General features: G+C 52.5%; 20 protein-coding genes. All 20 read left to right on the top strand.

Annotated features, from left to right (window positions below; genetic code table 11):
• The first annotated feature begins 37 nt into the window (after window positions 1-37).
• The 20 genes from IDM48_RS03090 (at window position 38) to rpsH (ending at window position 16,814) form a co-directional block, all read left to right on the top strand.
• Window positions 38-3,931 carry a DNA-directed RNA polymerase subunit beta' gene (locus IDM48_RS03090; RefSeq protein WP_190618006.1) on the top strand — a complete coding sequence of 1,298 codons (3,894 nt, stop codon included), beginning with the start codon at window positions 38-40 and terminating at the stop codon, window positions 3,929-3,931.
• Between the two features lie 585 nt (window positions 3,932-4,516).
• On the top strand, window positions 4,517-4,891 hold the full coding sequence (rpsL, locus tag IDM48_RS03095) for a 30S ribosomal protein S12 (protein ID WP_068169596.1): 375 nt from the start codon (window positions 4,517-4,519) through the stop codon (window positions 4,889-4,891).
• Window positions 4,891-5,361 carry a 30S ribosomal protein S7 gene (rpsG, locus tag IDM48_RS03100; RefSeq protein WP_068169594.1) on the top strand — a complete coding sequence of 157 codons (471 nt, stop codon included), beginning with the start codon at window positions 4,891-4,893 and terminating at the stop codon, window positions 5,359-5,361. Before rpsL ends, rpsG begins: the two co-directional genes overlap by 1 nt.
• 76 nt (window positions 5,362-5,437) lie before the next feature.
• Window positions 5,438-7,552 carry an elongation factor G gene (fusA, locus tag IDM48_RS03105; protein WP_068169592.1) on the top strand — a complete coding sequence of 705 codons (2,115 nt, stop codon included), beginning with the start codon at window positions 5,438-5,440 and terminating at the stop codon, window positions 7,550-7,552.
• 186 nt (window positions 7,553-7,738) lie between these two features.
• On the top strand, window positions 7,739-8,929 hold the full coding sequence (gene tuf, locus IDM48_RS03110; RefSeq protein ID WP_068169718.1) for an elongation factor Tu: 1,191 nt from the start codon (window positions 7,739-7,741) through the stop codon (window positions 8,927-8,929).
• A gap of 478 nt (window positions 8,930-9,407) precedes the next feature.
• Window positions 9,408-9,716: a 30S ribosomal protein S10 gene (rpsJ, locus tag IDM48_RS03115; RefSeq protein ID WP_068169589.1), complete on the top strand. Its 309-nt coding sequence runs from the start codon at window positions 9,408-9,410 to the stop codon at window positions 9,714-9,716.
• Between the two features lie 14 nt (window positions 9,717-9,730).
• Window positions 9,731-10,387 carry a 50S ribosomal protein L3 gene (rplC, locus tag IDM48_RS03120; RefSeq protein ID WP_068169586.1) on the top strand — a complete coding sequence of 219 codons (657 nt, stop codon included), beginning with the start codon at window positions 9,731-9,733 and terminating at the stop codon, window positions 10,385-10,387.
• Between the two features lie 5 nt (window positions 10,388-10,392).
• A complete protein-coding gene (gene rplD / locus IDM48_RS03125) occupies window positions 10,393-11,016 on the top strand; it encodes a 50S ribosomal protein L4 (protein WP_068169581.1) in 624 nt (207 codons plus the stop codon).
• Window positions 11,016-11,321 carry a 50S ribosomal protein L23 gene (gene rplW / locus IDM48_RS03130; RefSeq protein ID WP_190618008.1) on the top strand — a complete coding sequence of 102 codons (306 nt, stop codon included), beginning with the start codon at window positions 11,016-11,018 and terminating at the stop codon, window positions 11,319-11,321. The genes rplD and rplW overlap by 1 nt, the downstream gene beginning before the upstream one ends.
• A gap of 39 nt (window positions 11,322-11,360) precedes the next feature.
• Window positions 11,361-12,197: a 50S ribosomal protein L2 gene (gene rplB, locus IDM48_RS03135; RefSeq protein WP_068169575.1), complete on the top strand. Its 837-nt coding sequence runs from the start codon at window positions 11,361-11,363 to the stop codon at window positions 12,195-12,197.
• Window positions 12,198-12,209: 12 nt separating this feature from the next.
• Entirely contained in the window at window positions 12,210-12,491 is a 282-nt protein-coding gene (gene rpsS, locus IDM48_RS03140; RefSeq protein WP_068169571.1) for a 30S ribosomal protein S19, read from the top strand.
• Window positions 12,492-12,551: 60 nt separating this feature from the next.
• A complete protein-coding gene (gene rplV, locus IDM48_RS03145) occupies window positions 12,552-12,917 on the top strand; it encodes a 50S ribosomal protein L22 (RefSeq protein ID WP_068169567.1) in 366 nt (121 codons plus the stop codon).
• Window positions 12,918-13,724 (top strand): 30S ribosomal protein S3, encoded by an 807-nt coding sequence (rpsC, locus tag IDM48_RS03150; RefSeq protein WP_145175129.1) that lies wholly within the window; start codon window positions 12,918-12,920, stop codon window positions 13,722-13,724.
• The gene (gene rplP, locus IDM48_RS03155) at window positions 13,725-14,141 is read left to right on the top strand and encodes a 50S ribosomal protein L16 (RefSeq protein WP_068169561.1); all 417 of its coding nucleotides are present in this window, start codon (window positions 13,725-13,727) and stop codon (window positions 14,139-14,141) included.
• 5 nt (window positions 14,142-14,146) lie between these two features.
• Complete coding sequence (gene rpmC / locus IDM48_RS03160; protein WP_068169559.1) at window positions 14,147-14,389, top strand: 50S ribosomal protein L29; 243 nt, start codon at window positions 14,147-14,149, stop codon at window positions 14,387-14,389.
• Window positions 14,386-14,658 (top strand): 30S ribosomal protein S17, encoded by a 273-nt coding sequence (gene rpsQ, locus IDM48_RS03165; RefSeq protein WP_068169555.1) that lies wholly within the window; start codon window positions 14,386-14,388, stop codon window positions 14,656-14,658. The genes rpmC and rpsQ overlap by 4 nt, the downstream gene beginning before the upstream one ends.
• 408 nt (window positions 14,659-15,066) lie before the next feature.
• On the top strand, window positions 15,067-15,438 hold the full coding sequence (gene rplN, locus IDM48_RS03170) for a 50S ribosomal protein L14 (RefSeq protein WP_068169553.1): 372 nt from the start codon (window positions 15,067-15,069) through the stop codon (window positions 15,436-15,438).
• 3 nt (window positions 15,439-15,441) lie between these two features.
• Window positions 15,442-15,777, top strand: coding sequence for a 50S ribosomal protein L24 (gene rplX / locus IDM48_RS03175; protein ID WP_068169550.1), 336 nt, complete (start codon window positions 15,442-15,444; stop codon window positions 15,775-15,777).
• Window positions 15,777-16,337, top strand: coding sequence for a 50S ribosomal protein L5 (gene rplE / locus IDM48_RS03180; protein WP_068169548.1), 561 nt, complete (start codon window positions 15,777-15,779; stop codon window positions 16,335-16,337). The genes rplX and rplE overlap by 1 nt, the downstream gene beginning before the upstream one ends.
• 78 nt (window positions 16,338-16,415) lie before the next feature.
• Window positions 16,416-16,814: a 30S ribosomal protein S8 gene (rpsH, locus tag IDM48_RS03185; protein WP_068169547.1), complete on the top strand. Its 399-nt coding sequence runs from the start codon at window positions 16,416-16,418 to the stop codon at window positions 16,812-16,814.
• Window positions 16,815-16,818: the final 4 nt, after the last annotated feature.

Consider the following 16,818-nt stretch of genomic DNA (forward strand, 5'->3'; position numbering starts at 1 on the left):
ATAGTCTTCACCACTACTGAAAAGAGATAAGGACCAAATGTCCAACGAATCTTCACTCGGTTTGATGCGTATTGGCCTAGCCACTGCTGAGGATATCCGCAGCTGGTCATATGGCGAGGTCAAGAAGCCTGAAACCATTAACTACCGAACCCTGAAGCCAGAAAAAGAGGGCTTGTTCGACGAGCGTATCTTCGGACCTACTCGCGACTGGGAATGCTACTGCGGTAAGTACAAGCGCGTACGTTTCAAGGGTATTATCTGTGAGCGCTGTGGCGTTGAGGTAACCCGTGCAAAGGTACGTCGTGAGCGTATGGGCCACATTGAGCTTGCTGCTCCTGTGACTCACATCTGGTACTTCAAGGGTGTTCCTTCACGCTTGGGTTATCTGCTCGATTTGGCACCGAAGGATCTTGAAAAGATTATTTACTTCGCTGCTTACATGATTACTTCTGTGGATGAAGAGGCTCGTCACGAGGATCTTCCGAATCTGCAGGCTGCTTTTGATCGCGATAAGAAGGTTCTTGCTGATCAGCGCGATGCTGATATCAACCTGATTGCTCGCGAAACTGAAGAAGAACTGGCTCGTATTGAAGCTGAAGGCGGTAAGGCTGCAGAGAAGCGTAAGCTTCGCGATGCCGCTGAGCGCCAGATGGCTTCAGTGCGGAAGAACGCTGATCGTGAGATTGAATTCGAAGAGCGTGTTTGGGATCGCTTTAAGAACCTGAAGGTAGCTGACCTTGAAGGTGATGAGGCTCTTTACCGTGCCATGGTCGATAAGTACGGCATGTACTTTGAAGGTTCAATGGGTGCTGAATCTATTAAGAAGCGCCTTGAGAACTTTGACATGGAAGCTGAAGCTGAGTCGCTTCGCGAGATTATTCAGACAGGTAAGGGACAGCGTAAGACTCGTGCCTTGAAGCGTTTGAAGGTTGTCAACTCATTCTTGACTACCACCAACTCGCCTTTGGGTATGGTTCTTGAAGCTGTGCCTGTGATTCCTCCGGAATTGCGCCCCATGGTGCAGCTCGACGGCGGTCGTTTCGCGACTTCAGACCTTAACGATCTGTACCGTCGTGTCATCAACCGTAACAACCGTTTGAAGCGTCTGCTTGATCTCGGTGCTCCTGAGATTATCGTGAATAACGAAAAGCGCATGCTTCAGGAAGCTGTTGACTCCTTGTTCGATAACGGTCGTCGTGGCCGTCCTGTTACCGGCCCGGGTAACCGTCCTTTGAAGTCTCTCTCTGACATGCTCAAGGGCAAGCAGGGTCGTTTCCGCCAGAACCTTCTGGGTAAGCGCGTTGACTACTCAGGTCGTTCGGTTATCGTCGGCGGTCCTCAGCTTCAGATGCATCAGTGCGGTCTGCCTAAGCAGATGGCGCTTGAGCTCTTCAAGCCTTTTGTGATGAAGCGTCTGGTTGACCTCAACCACGCTCAGAACATTAAGTCCGCTAAGCGCATGGTGGAGCGTTCACGCTCACAGGTGTGGGACGTTCTGGAAGAAATCATTACGGAGCACCCCGTATTACTCAACCGTGCACCTACTCTGCACCGTCTTGGTATTCAGGCGTTCGAACCTCAGCTTGTTGAGGGTAAGGCTATCCAGCTGCATCCTCTCGTTTGCTCTGCGTTCAACGCTGATTTCGACGGCGATCAGATGGCTGTTCACCTACCCCTCTCACCTGAGGCTCAGGCTGAAGCACGCATTTTGATGCTTTCTTCAAATAATATTTTGAAGCCTTCAGATGGCCGCCCCGTTGCGGTTCCTGACCAGGATATGATCATTGGTTTGTTCCATTTGACCACTCCTCGTGAGGACGCAGCCGGTGAAGGCCGTACCTTCTCCTCACTTGCTGAGGCGCTTATGGCTCTTGATCTGCACGAGATTGAGCTGTATTCCAAGGTAAAGATCCTCACAGATAACTTTGTTGCTCCTGAGGGTTACGAGTTCCCCGAGGGTTACAAGGAGGGCGAGCCTCTTCTCGTAGAGTGCACCGTGGGTCAGGTTATTTTCAACCAGGCTTTGCCTGCTGATTACCCCTGGTTCGATAAGGTTGCGGATAAGAAGACCCTTGGTTCTTTGATTAATGATCTTGCTGAGAAGTACCCCATGATTGAGGTTGCTCGCTCACTAGATAATCTGAAGAATACTGGTTTCTACTACGCTTCGCGTTCAGGTGTTACCGTTGCTGTTTCAGATATTGCTGCTCCTCCTTCGAAGCCCGCCATTATGGAGAGCTACGAGAGCCAGGCTGCTGATATTCAGAGCCAGTTTGATATGGGTCTGATTGACGACAACGAGCGTCGTACCGAGCTCATCGATATCTGGACCAAGGCAACTGATGAAGTTGCTGAGGCTATGCGCGATAACTTGGCTAACCTGAACACCACTATTAACCGTATGGTGACTTCTGGTGCTCGTGGTAACTGGATGCAGGTTCGTCAGATTGCAGGTATCCGTGGTCTGGTGGCAAACCCCAAGGGTGAGATTATGCCTCGCCCCATTAAGTCTTCCTACCGTGAAGGCTTGACCGTGCTCGAGTACTTCATCGCTACTCACGGTGCTCGTAAGGGCCTTGCGGATACCGCGCTTCGTACCGCTAACTCGGGTTACTTGACCCGTCGTCTGGTGGACGTCTCTCAGGACGTCATCGTTCGTGAGCACGATTGTGGTACTCACCGCGGTTTGACCTTGCCATTGGTTCAGATTGACGATGAAAACGGCACCATTTCGCTTCATGAAAACGTTGAAAGCTCGATTCACGGTCGTGCCTTTGCGGTTGATGTGAAGGCTGAAGACGGCACCGTTTTGGCTGAGGCCGGTACTGACGTTTCTGATCCTATGATTGAGAAGCTGTACAAGGCTGGAATCCAAGACATCAAGGTTCGTTCGGTGCTGACCTGCGAGTCCGCAGTGGGCGTTTGTGCGCTTTGCTACGGTCGTTCGATGGCATCGGGTAACCTGGTTGATATTGGTGAGGCAGTGGGCATTATTGCTGCACAGTCCATCGGTGAGCCCGGTACCCAGCTGACTATGCGTACCTTCCACACCGGTGGTGTTGCATCAGCGGACGATATTACTCAGGGTCTTCCCCGCATTCAAGAGCTTTTCGAGGCACGTACACCTAAGGGTGTTGCACCGATTTCAGAGGTTTCAGGTCGTATCTCTATTGAAGATACTGAGAAATCGCTGAAGGTTGTTGTAACTCCTGATAATGGTGATGAAGCGATTGCTTACCCCGTTCTTCGCCGTGCGCGTCTGAACGTTGCAGAGGGCGATCATGTCACCGTTGGTGATCAGCTTGTTGCCGGTGCAGTTGACCCGAAGGAAGTTCTGCGTATTCGTGGACCTCGTGAGGCTCAGAAGCACCTGGTAGACGAGGTTCAGGGCGTTTACCGTTCACAGGGTGTAGGTATTCACGATAAGCACGTTGAAGTTATCGTTCGTCAGATGCTTCGTCGTGTGACCGTGATTGACTCTGGTGATACCGATCTTCTTCCCGGTGAGTTGGTGGAAAACATTGCTTTCCAGAATGCCAACCGAAAGGCGATGTCCGAGGGCGTTCGTCCTGCGGCAGGTCGTCCGGAAATGATGGGTATTACTAAGGCATCGTTAGCTACCGAATCATGGCTCTCCGCTGCGTCCTTCCAGGAGACCACCCGAGTTTTGACTCAGGCGGCTATGGAACGTAAGTCTGATCCTTTGGTGGGTCTGAAGGAGAACGTCATTATCGGTAAGTTAATCCCTGCCGGTACCGGTTTGTCTCGTTACAACAACATCGAGGTTGAACCTACTGATGAGGCTCGCGAGCAGATGTTCCAAGCTTCTGCAGGTGGCTTCAACGACTTCAGCTACGCTGCTGAGAATGAAGGCGCAATTTCAGCCGAGTTCCAGGCTATCCCGCTGGATGACTACGATTTCGGCAAGTAAATCGTAAACTAACGCGCCAGCGTGTAAAATATGGGCTCCTTTCCTTCTCAGGAAAGGAGCCCATATTTTTGTGAAGACGACACGGTGCCAGCAGGTGGGGGGCGCCTGTAGACCGGTCTCGTACCCATGTGCCGTGTTTTCGGCGGGCTCAGACGAGATTAAGTGACTGAAATCTTAAGGGATGTCCGCCGTTAATGGGGCATAACGGTAGGCATGGGGTGGATTAAGAAACAAAAGACCGATATAGTTTTCTACGAAGTACTTAGTCTCAGTTCTAAATGCAGGGTAACTCAGTGCATTTGCTATCAACGTCTCAGTTGTAAGAAGACTAAGGTGGGCTTCGAATCAATGGCAGTATGGATACAGTCCTTTGGTGTTGGTCATTTTGACCTGACTCCTAAATGCCAATTTTTTGCGTGCCCATAAGTTTTCAGCTTGTGCGAAGGCTTCGATTTCAAAGATTCATCTCAAGTTTGAGACGTTTTTTCGAAACAGACTTCACAATATTAGTTGCCTGAGCAAAAGATAAAACTGAGGTAAAAATACGTAGGGCTGTGAAAATCAGTCCGATTATCAGGAGATAATGTGCCTACAATTCAGCAGCTGGTCCGTAAGGGCCGGACTCCCAAGGTCGTAAAGACCAAGGCGCCCGCATTGAAGGGCAGCCCCATGAAGCGCGGCGTATGCGTTCGCGTATACACCACAACCCCTAAGAAGCCTAACTCGGCACTCCGCAAGGTCGCTCGTGTGAAGCTCAACGGCGGCGTTGAAGTAACCGCTTACATTCCCGGTGAAGGTCACAACCTTCAGGAACACTCCATCGTGCTTGTGCGCGGTGGCCGTGTGAAGGACCTCCCCGGTGTTCGTTACAAGATCGTTCGTGGTGCTCTGGATACCCAGGGTGTAAAGGGACGCGGCCAGGCTCGCTCCCGCTACGGCGCTAAGAAGGAGAAGAAGTAATGCCTCGTAAAGGTCCCGCTCCCAAGCGTCCTCTCGTCAACGACCCGGTTTACGGTTCGCCGCTGGTAACCCAGCTTATTAACAAGGTGCTTCAGGACGGTAAGCGTTCCGTTGCAGAGCGTATCGTATACGGTGCACTCGAAGGCGTGGAAAAGAAAACCGGTTCTGAGCCCGTAGCAACTCTCAAGAAGGCAATGGATAACATCCGTCCTTCACTCGAAGTTCGCTCACGCCGCGTCGGTGGCGCAACCTACCAGGTACCTGTTGAGGTTCGCTCCGGCCGCGCAACTGCTTTGGCTCTTCGTTGGTTGGTTGGCTTCTCCAAGCTTCGCCGCGAAAAGACAATGACCGAGCGTCTCATGAACGAGATTTTGGATGCATCCAATGGTCTCGGTGCCGCTGTGAAGCGTCGCGAAGACACTCACAAGATGGCAGAGTCCAACAAGGCTTTTGCACATTACCGCTGGTAATTTCTCTGAATAGCCTGTCGAAAATGGTTTTCCATCTTCGACAGGCTTTCGGAGTATCTCACAAAGGGAGATTCAAGTGGCACAAGACGTGCTTACAGACCTCAAGAAGGTCCGCAATATTGGTATTATGGCGCACATTGACGCCGGTAAGACCACCACTACTGAACGCATTCTGTTCTACACCGGTATTAACCACAAAATCGGTGAGACTCACGATGGCGCTTCAACTATGGACTGGATGGCTCAGGAACAGGAACGCGGCATTACTATTACGTCTGCTGCAACTACCTGCTTCTGGAAAGGCAACCAGATTAACATCATCGATACCCCCGGTCACGTTGACTTCACCGTTGAAGTTGAGCGTTCACTGCGTGTTCTCGACGGTGCGGTAGCAGTATTCGATGGTAAAGAAGGCGTTGAGCCTCAGTCTGAGACCGTTTGGCGTCAGGCTGATAAGTATGAAGTTCCTCGTATCTGCTTCGTTAACAAGATGGACAAGCTTGGTGCAGATTTCTACTTCACTGTAGATACCATCGTTAAGCGTCTGGGCGCAACCCCTCTCGTTATGCAGCTCCCCATCGGTGCTGAAAACGACTTCGTGGGTGTTGTTGACTTGCTTACTATGCAGGCATTTGTATGGCCTGGCGACGCCAAGGGCGACGTTACTATGGGTGCTTCCTACGAAACTCGCGAGATTCCCGAGGATCTCAAGGAACGCGCTGAAGAGTACCGCAACCAGCTCGTAGAGACTGTTGCTGAGTCTTCGGAAGAACTCATGGAAAAGTACCTCGAAGGTGAAGAACTCACCATTGAGGAACTCAAGGCTGGCATTCGCAAGCTCACCGTGAACAACGAAGCATACCCCGTATTCTGTGGTTCTGCATTCAAGAACCGCGGCGTGCAGCCGATGCTCGATGCTGTTATCGATTATCTGCCTTCACCAATTGAGGTCGAAGCAATGGTCGGTCACGATCCCAAGGACGAAGAAAAGGAGCTTACTCGTAAGCCTAACTCTGACGAGCCTTTCTCAGCTTTGGCGTTCAAGGTTGCAGCTCACCCGTTCTACGGTCAGCTCACCTACATCCGCGTTTACTCGGGTAAGGCGTCATCAGGTCAGCAGGTTCTTAACTCCACTAAGGGTAAGAAAGAGCGCATCGGTAAGCTTTTCCAGATGCACTCCAACAAGGAGAACCCTGTTGAAGAGATTCAGGCAGGTCACATCTACGCAGCGATTGGTCTGAAGGACACCACCACCGGTGATACCTTGTGCGATATCGCAAATCCCATCGTTCTTGAGTCCATGAGCTTCCCCGCTCCCGTGATCTTCGTGGCAATTGAGCCTAAGACCAAGGGTGACCAGGAAAAGATGTCAACCGCTATTCAGAAACTTTCAGCTGAAGACCCCACCTTCACCGTTTCTTTGAACGATGAAACCGGTCAGACTGAAATCGGCGGTATGGGTGAGCTTCACCTTGACATCATCGTGGATCGCATGAAGCGTGAGTTCAAGGTTGAGGCTAACGTTGGTAAGCCTCAGGTTGCTTACCGCGAGACCATCAAGAAGGCTGTTGAAAAGGTCGACTACACTCACAAGAAGCAGACCGGTGGTTCAGGTCAGTTTGCGAAGGTTCAGGTTTCATTCGAACCTATTCCTCTCGATTCTGAAGAACTGTACGAGTTTGACAACGTTGTGACCGGTGGTCGTGTTCCTCGTGAATACATTCCTTCCGTTGACCACGGTATCCAGGACGCTATGCAGCTCGGTATCCTCGCAGGTTACCCTGTTGTTGGTGTGAAGGCTACCCTTATCGACGGCGCTTACCACGACGTTGACTCCTCTGAAATGGCCTTCAAGATTGCTGGCTCCATGGTATTCAAGGAAGGCGCACGTCGCGCTAACCCCGTACTGTTGGAACCTTTGATGGCTGTTGAAGTTCGTACTCCTGAGGAGTACATGGGCGATGTTATCGGCGACCTTAACTCTCGCCGCGGCCACATTCAGTCCATGGAAGACGCCGCTGGTGTGAAGATTGTTCACGCTAACGTACCGCTTTCTGAAATGTTCGGTTACATTGGCGACCTGCGTTCAAAGACTCAGGGTCGTGCAGTTTACTCGATGACTTTCGATAGCTACTCTGAGGTTCCCAAGGCAGTTGCTGACGAAATCATCCAGAAGAACCGCGGCGAATAATCGCCTCGCGCGGTTCCACTATGTGAGCTGCATCTAATTTACTAAAAATAAACTATTGAAATCTCACAAAGGTTTCTCCTCACCGGCGTAATCCGCTAATGTAGACGCTAGACCGTTTTATAAACGGACTGCGCCGGTGAGAAACCCGAGTGCATGTTTTTCAATTTCGTTCTAGGAGGAACACCCTTGGCTAAGGCTAAGTTCGAGCGCTCCAAGCCTCACGTAAACGTTGGTACCATTGGTCACGTTGACCACGGTAAGACCACCCTTACCGCTGCTATCTCCAAGGTTCTTGCTGAAAAGTACCCTGATCTGAACGAGCAGCGCGACTTCGGTATGATCGACTCCGCTCCTGAAGAGCGCCAGCGCGGTATTACCATTAACATTGCTCACATTGAGTACCAGACCGAGAAGCGTCACTACGCACACGTTGACGCTCCCGGTCACGCTGACTATGTCAAGAACATGATCACCGGTGCTGCTCAGATGGACGGCGCAATCCTCGTTGTTGCTGCAACTGACGGCCCCATGGCACAGACCCGCGAGCACGTTCTTCTTGCTCGCCAGGTTGGCGTTCCCACCCTGCTTGTTGCACTCAACAAGTCAGACATGGTTGATGACGAAGAGCTTCTCGACCTCGTCGAGATGGAAGTTCGCGATCTGCTTTCCTCACAGGAATTCGATGGCGATGACGCTCCCGTTATCCGCGTTTCTGCTCTCAAGGCTCTTGAAGGCGACCCTGAGTGGGTTGCAAAGATCGAAGAGCTCATGGAAGCTGTCGACGACTACATTCCGGACCCCGTTCGTGAAACCGACAAGCCCTTCCTCATGCCTATCGAGGACGTCTTCACCATCACCGGTCGCGGTACCGTTGTAACCGGCCGTGCAGAGCGTGGTACCCTCGCAATCAACTCTGAAGTTGAAATCGTAGGTATTCGCCCCATCCAGAAGACCACCGTTACCGGTATCGAGATGTTCCACAAGCAGCTCGACGAAGCATGGGCAGGCGAGAACTGTGGTCTGCTTCTTCGTGGTCTAAAGCGCGACGACGTTGAGCGTGGCCAGGTTGTTGTAGCTCCCGGCTCCATCACCCCCCACACCGACTTCGAAGCTAACGTCTACATCCTTTCCAAGGATGAAGGCGGACGCCACAACCCCTTCTACTCAAACTACCGTCCTCAGTTCTACTTCCGTACAACTGACGTAACCGGCGTTATCACTCTTCCTGAGGGTACCGAAATGGTTATGCCTGGCGATAACACTGAGATGACCGTTGAGCTCATCCAGCCCATCGCTATGGAAGAGGGCCTCGGTTTCGCTATCCGTGAGGGTGGCCGCACCGTTGGTTCAGGTCGCGTAACCAAGATCATCAAGTAATTGATGTAAGACGCGAACTGGCTCAGGCTAGTTGAAAAGATGCTCCGAGCACTAGCTCGGGGCATCTTTTGTTTAATATTGCATATTAGGTGTGAAGCTAGGCACTAATCCCAGAAAGGGGTTGCAAGCGGGCGGTAGCTCTGTAAGAATGGAACACGTTGTTCAAGCGCTTACTACGTTTGATTAGCTTATTCTTCTTGAATCTATGCGAAAACTTGCAGTACAGAGGTTGTGCTGAATGAAGTAGTAAGACCAAATATGACCCGGTTCTGACTGATCGAGGGATTAGTGCGCATAATATATGCGACACGCCCGAGTTCGGGGGTCGGTGCTTGAGTGAGTTGAGGAACCCGGAATTATTCGGATTCAGCTTGCATCAGGCGGCGCGAAAGAGTGTACAGATGCTCTTTACCTTAAGCGCCTAAAAAGGGGCATTGCCCCGTTACAGGGAAGTACTTCAAGAAAGAGAGTCCGACAGATGGCGGGACAGAAAATCCGCATCCGTCTGAAGTCTTACGACCACGAGGTCATTGATTCTTCAGCACGGAAAATCGTTGAGACAGTTACGCGTGCAGGCGCGACGGTAGTGGGCCCCGTACCCCTTCCGACCGAAAAGAACGTTTACTGCGTTATTCGTTCGCCTCACAAGTACAAGGACAGCCGCGAGCATTTCGAAATGCGCACGCACAAGCGTCTGATCGACGTCGTTGATCCGACCCCTAAGGCTGTTGATGCCCTCATGCGTCTTGACCTTCCGGCAGACGTGAACATCGAAATCAAGCTGTAGAGGATCGCATCTAAATGACTAACAAATTTGAGCGCCAGGTGAAAGGCCTGTTGGGCACAAAGCTCGGCATGACTCAGGTCTGGGACGAGAACGGCAAGTTCATTCCCGTTACCGTCGTTAAGGCTGATTCTAACGTCGTCACTCAGCTGCGCAACAAAGACACCGATGGCTATGAAGCTGTTCAGATCGGTTTCGGTGCAATCGATTCTCGCAAGGTCACCAAGCCTTTGGCTGGTCACTTCGAGAAAGCAGGCGTAACCCCTCGCCGTCACCTCGTTGAACTCCGCACTTCTGATGCTGCAGAGTACTCCCTCGGACAGGAACTGTCCGTAGAGCTCTTCGCAGAAGGCCAGAAGGTAGACGTTGTAGGCAAGACCAAGGGTAAAGGTTTCGCCGGCGTTATGAAGCGTCACGGCTTCGCAGGTGTTGGCGCATCACACGGTGCCCACAAGAACCACCGTAAGCCTGGCTCAATCGGTGGCGCATCCTACCCCGCACGCGTATTCAAGGGTATGCGTATGGCTGGTCGTATGGGTGCAAACCGTCACACCACTATGAACCTGACTATCCAGGGTGTAGATACCGAAAACAATGTTCTTTTGATCAAGGGTGCTATCCCCGGTCCTAAGGGCGGCGTTGTTTTGGTCCGCACCGCTGTGAAGGGAGCCTAAATACAATGGCTGTCAATACTGTCAAGGTAGACCTGCCTGCTGACCTGTTTGACGCTCAGGCATCTGTGCCTTTGCTTCACCAGGTAGTTGTAGCTCAGCTCGCTGCAGCACGCCAGGGTACCCATAAAACCAAAAACCGCGGCGAAGTTTCGGGCGCAGGTCGCAAGCCTTTCAAGCAGAAGGGCACCGGCCGCGCACGTCAGGGCTCAATCCGTGCACCCCACATGACTGGTGGTGGCGTTGTACACGGCCCGACCCCTCGTAACTACGCACAGCGTACTCCCAAAAAGATGATTGCAGCTGCACTTCGCGGCGCGCTTTCAGATCGTGCACGTAACGGTCGCATCAGTGTTGTTGAGAACTTGGTAGAAGGTAACACTCCTTCCACCAAGGCAATCAAGGCATCAATTGCTTCGATCACTTCACGTAAGAACGTTCTGTTGGTTATCGACCGCAAGGAAGATGCAGTAGCGCTGTCAGCACGCAACCTGGAGAAGGTACACGTTCTTTACGCAGATCAGCTCAACACTTACGATGTGCTGGTTTCTGACGACGTCATCTTCACCAAGGACGCATACGACGTATTCGTCGCAGTTGCATCCAAGGCTAAGAAGGGGGCTGCTAAGTAATGAGCGTCTCTATCAACAAGAATCCCCGCGACGTGATCATTGCTCCCGTCGTGTCAGAAAAGAGCTATGGTCAGTCCGATGAAGGTAAGTACACCTTCCTCGTTGACCCCAGCTCAAACAAGCTGGAAATCAAGCAGGCTATCGAAGAAATTTTCGACGTCAAGGTTGCTTCCGTCAACACCGCAAACCGCCAGGGCAAGCGCAAGCGCACTCGCTTTGGCTGGGGTACTCGTAAGAGTACCAAGCGCGCGATTGTGACTCTTTCAGAAGGCACCATCGACCTCTTCGGCGGTCCGCAGGCATAGTCCCGCGGAGACCACTTTAGCGAAGGAAAGAAATACTAAATGGGTATTCGTAAACACAAGCCGACGACCCCGGGTCGCCGCGGTTCGAGCGTTGCTGATTTCGCAGAAATCACCCGTTCAACCCCGGAGAAGTCCCTGCTTCGTCCGCTTTCAAAGACCGGCGGTCGTAACAACACCGGCCGTATCACCACCCGTCACAAGGGCGGTGGACACAAACGCCAGTACCGTCTCATCGACTTCCGTCGTCATGACAAGGACGGCGTAAACGCACGCGTTGCACACATCGAGTACGATCCAAACCGTACCGCTCGTATCGCACTGCTGCATTACGTCGATGGCACCAAGCGTTACATCATCGCTCCCAACCGTTTGAGCCAGGGCGACATCGTTGAATCAGGTCCGTCAGCTGACATCAAGCCTGGTAACAACCTGCCTTTGCGCAACATCCCCGTGGGTACTGTTATTCACGCTGTAGAACTTCGCCCCGGTGGCGGAGCCAAGATGGGCCGCTCCGCTGGCGCATCTATCCAGCTTGTTGCTCGTGAAGGTCGCTACGCTCAGCTGCGTTTGCCTTCAGGCGAAATCCGCAACGTAGATGTTCGTTGCCGCGCAACCGTTGGTGCAGTTGGTAACGCCGAGCAGGCAAACATCAACTGGGGTAAAGCAGGACGCAACCGCTGGAAGGGCATCCGCCCGACCGTTCGTGGTGTTGTCATGAACCCTGTTGATCACCCGCACGGTGGTGGTGAAGGTAAGACTTCTGGCGGTCGTCATCCGGTTAATCAGAATGGTAAGCCCGAGGGTCGTACTCGTCGCCCCAACAAGGAAAGCGACAAGCTCATTGTTCGTCGCCGTCGTACTGGCAAGAAGCGCTAAGGAGCCTAGAACATGCCTCGTAGTTTGAAAAAGGGTCCTTTCGTCGATCAGCACCTTTTCCTAAAGGTTGCAGCTCAGAACGAGAAGGGCACCAAGAATGTAATCAAGACTTGGTCACGTCGCTCAATGATTATTCCCGACATGCTCGGACATACCATTGCAGTTCATGACGGACGCAAGCACGTACCCGTGTTCATCACTGAGTCGATGGTCGGACACAAACTCGGTGAGTTTGCTCAGACCCGCACTTTCCGTGGCCACGTGAAGGACGATCGTAAGGGTAAGCGTCGCTAATATCGGTTTTCCGATATAAGAACGTTTTCCTTTCGAACCAAGACGAAAGAAAGATAGGCAATGGAAGCTAAGGCATCAGCGCGCTATGTACGCGTAACGCCTATGAAGGCACGCCGAGTCGTCAACCTGATCCGTGGTAAGCAAGCGGAAGAGGCTCTGGCAATTCTGAAGTTCGCTCCTCAGGGCGCTTCGGAACCGGTATTCAAGATCGTTGCATCAGCTGTTGCAAACGCTCGCTCCAAGGCATCCGCTTCAGGCGAATCCTTCAAGGAAGAAGAGCTTTTCATCAGTGAAGCATTTGTGGATGAAGGACCCACCATGAAGCGTTTTCAGCCTCGTGCACAGGGTCGCGCATTCCGCATCAACAAGCGCACCAGCCACATCACTGTGGTAGTCGCTACCCCCGAGAAGGAGGAGGGCCGCTAAATGGGACAGAAGATTAACCCTAACGGTTTCCGACTTGGCATCACCACTAACCACGTTTCCAAGTGGTTCGCTGATTCCGCCAAGGAAGGCGAGCGTTACTCGGACTTCGTTCGTGAAGACGTCAAGATCCGCGAGCTCCTCTCCGAGGGTATGGAGCGCGCAGGTATCGCCAAGGTTGAAATCGAGCGTACTCGTGACCGCGTTCGTGTGGATATCCACACTGCACGCCCCGGTATCGTTATCGGTCGCCGTGGCGCAGAAGCTGACCGCATCCGCGGTGAGCTTGAGAAGCTAACCAACAAGCAGATTCAGCTGAACATTCTCGAAGTTGCTCAGCCTGATCTGTCCGCTCAGCTCGTAGCTCAGGGCGTTGCAGAACAGCTCGCATCACGCGTTGCTTTCCGCCGCGCTATGAAGAAGGCTATCCAGTCAGCACAGCGTGCCGGCGCTAAGGGTATTCGTATCCAGTGTGCAGGTCGTTTGGGCGGCGCTGAAATGTCACGTTCAGAGTTCTATCGCGAAGGTCGTGTGCCTCTGCATACCCTGCGTGCGAACATTGATTACGGTTTCTTCGAAGCTAAGACCACTTTCGGCCGCATCGGCGTGAAGGTATGGATCTACAAGGGCGATTTGACCGACAAGGAACTTGCTGCACAGCAGGCTGCCGCCGGTAATCGTCGTGGTGGAGACCGCCGTGGCAACGACCGTCGTCGTCCTGGCGGCAACCGTGGCCCTCGTCGTGAGCGTCGTAATGACAACGCTTCAGCTAACACTGAAGCCAAGACTGCAGAAAACGGTGAGGCATAAATGCTTATTCCCCGTCGAGTAAAATATCGTAAGCAGCACCACCCCAAGCGTTCGGGTATGGCAAAAGGCGGAACCGAGGTAACTTTCGGTGAGTGGGGCATTCAGGCTCTTACTCCCGCATACGTCACCAACCGTCAGATTGAAGCTGCACGTATCGCAATGACCCGCCACATCAAGCGCGGCGGTAAGGTATGGATTAACATCTTCCCTGACCGTCCCTTGACCAAGAAGCCTGCTGAAACCCGTATGGGTTCCGGTAAGGGTTCACCCGAATGGTGGGTTGCAAACGTCAAGCCCGGTCGAGTCATGTTTGAACTCTCCGGTGTGTCCGAAGAAGTGGCTCGCGAAGCAATGCGCCTTGCGATTCACAAGCTCCCGATGAAGGCACGCGTTGTGCGTCGCGAAGGTGGTGAGTAAGCGAAATGGCAGTTGGATCAAAGGATCTGAGCATCGATAAGCTCGTTGAGCTTTCTGATGAGGCTCTATCAGAAGAGCTGCGTAAGTCAAAGGAGGAACTTTTCAACCTCCGTTTCCAGGCAGCCACCGGTCAGCTTGAAAATCCCGGTCGAATTCGTTCCGTAAAGCGCGATATCGCACGTGTTTACACTGTGCTGCGTGAGCGCGAACTCGGTATTCGACCCTCAACCGAAGGTGAAGCCAAGTGAGTGAAGTAACTAACGAAGAGCGTAATTACCGCAAGACTCGCCGCGGCTACGTGACGTCCGACAAAATGGACAAGACCGTAGTTGTTGAAGTTGAGGATCGCGTAAAGCACGGTCTGTATGGCAAGATCTTGACTCAGACTTCCAAGATCAAGGCACATGACGAGCAGAATACTGCTGGCGTTGGCGACCTTGTTCGTTTGGCTGAGACTCGTCCGCTCTCCGCTACCAAGCGTTGGCGCGTCGTCGAGATTATCGAAAAGGCTAAGTAAGTCTTTTTGAGCTTGTCTTACACAATATAGATAGCCCTTCCCCGCGAAAGCAGGGGAGGGCTATTTTTGACCCAATACGGTGGATATCACAGTGAGTTCCTGCCTGTGTGTGGGGCAAAACTCTTTTGAAGATGAATAAACCCTGATAGAGTTTTAGGTCTGTGTGGATAATTCCACGCAACCACGGATTTTTTCGTGCCAAAGCATAATGCCGCCAAATGCGGGTACTCCCGCTTTATTGCGGGTCAGATGTTCCTGGCATGGCTAAATCCTAGGCGTATCCGCCAACCCGCTTCCTCTGAATCAGGATCGTCGGGACCGGTGCGTCAACACATCCCGTAAAAATGTTCCGCAAGGCTGGCCCACAACATACCGTGCGGTCGGAACCGGCGAGACGACAGGAGAAATATGATTCAGCAAGAGTCACGACTCAAGGTTGCTGATAACACCGGTGCGAAGGAAATCCTGACCATCCGTGTTCTCGGTGGATCTGCGCGTCGTTACGCAGGTATTGGCGACATCATCGTCGCAACCGTTAAGGATGCAATTCCTGGCGGTACCGTAAAGAAGGGCGACGTCGTCAAGGCGGTTGTCGTCCGCACCAAGAAGGAAACTCGTCGTGCAGACGGTTCCTACATTAAGTTCGATGAGAACTCCGCAGTCATCATCAAAAATACTGATGGCGATCCTCGCGGCACCCGTATCTTCGGCCCAGTCGGTCGCGAGCTGCGCGATAAGAAGTTCATGAAGATTATCTCGCTCGCTCCGGAGGTGCTGTAACTCATGGCTAAAATCAAGTCAGGTGACCTGGTTCAGGTTATTTCCGGCGCTGATAAGGGCAAGCAGGGTAAAGTTCTGCGCGTTATCCCTAAAGAAAATCGCGTCATTGTCGAAGGTGTCAAGATTGTCACCAAGCACAACAAGGCAAACCCAATGACCGGTGTTGCCGGTGGCATTGAAAAGGTTGAAGCTCCGATTCACGTTTCTAACGTTGCAATCGTTGATCCAGAGACCAAGAAGCCCACTCGCGTTGGCTTCCGCCTCGAGACTGAAGAGATCAACGGCAAGACTCGCACCAAGCGTGTACGTGTTGCTAAGAGCTCAGGTAAGGACATCTAATGACCGAAACCAAGATCACCCCTCGTTTTAAGACCAAGTTCAACGAAGAGGTTACCCCTGCACTTCAGGAGGAGTTCAACTACTCCAACGTTATGCAGGCACCTAAGTTCGTAAAGGTTGTAGTTAACATGGGCGTTGGCGAAGCAGCACGCGACGCAAAGCTCATGGACGGCGCAATCCGCGACTTGACCGCGATTACCGGTCAGAAGCCTCTTGTAACTCGTGCAAAGAAGTCAATTGCGCAGTTCAAGTTGCGTGAAGGTCAGCCCATCGGCGCGCACGTCACTCTTCGTGGCGATCGCATGTGGGAATTCCTTGATCGTCTGATCACTCTCGCTCTGCCCCGTATCCGCGACTTCCGCGGTCTCTCGGATCAGCAGTTCGACGGCAATGGTAACTACACCTTCGGTTTGACCGAACAGTCAATGTTCCACGAAATCGATCAGGATTCCATCGATCGCGTTCGCGGTATGGACATCACCATTGTTACCTCCGCAAAGACCGATGACGAAGGCCGCGCACTACTTAAGGCGCTTGGCTTCCCGTTCAAAACCAAGTAACGACTACGTTGTAGGTCCCTCCCGCTGATTAACCAGCAACGGATGAGGAAACCGCAATGAGGAAGGGCAAGAGCCCACATGACTATGACAGATCCTGTCGCAGATATGCTGACCCGTTTGCGTAACGCAAACTCAGCACATCACGACACCGTATCTATGCCTTTTTCCAAACTGAAGGGTCACATCGCTGAGATCCTGAAGTCTGAAGGCTACATTGCTAATTTCGAAGTTGAAGACGCAAAGGTAGGCAAGACTCTTACCTTGGCTCTGAAGTTCGGTCCCCAGCGCGAACGCTCCATCGTAGGCGTACGCCGTATTTCCAAGCCGGGTCTGCGTGTATACGCAAAATCCACCAACCTACCTCAGGTACACGGTGGCCTCGGCATCGCAATCCTATCCACCTCTTCAGGTCTGCTTACTGACAAGCAGGCTGCGAAGAAGGGTGTTGGCGGCGAAGTCGTCGCTTACATCTGGTAGTCGG

Source organism: Rothia amarae (assembly GCF_014705945.2).
Classification (GTDB): Bacteria; Actinomycetota; Actinomycetes; order Actinomycetales; family Micrococcaceae; genus Rothia; species Rothia amarae.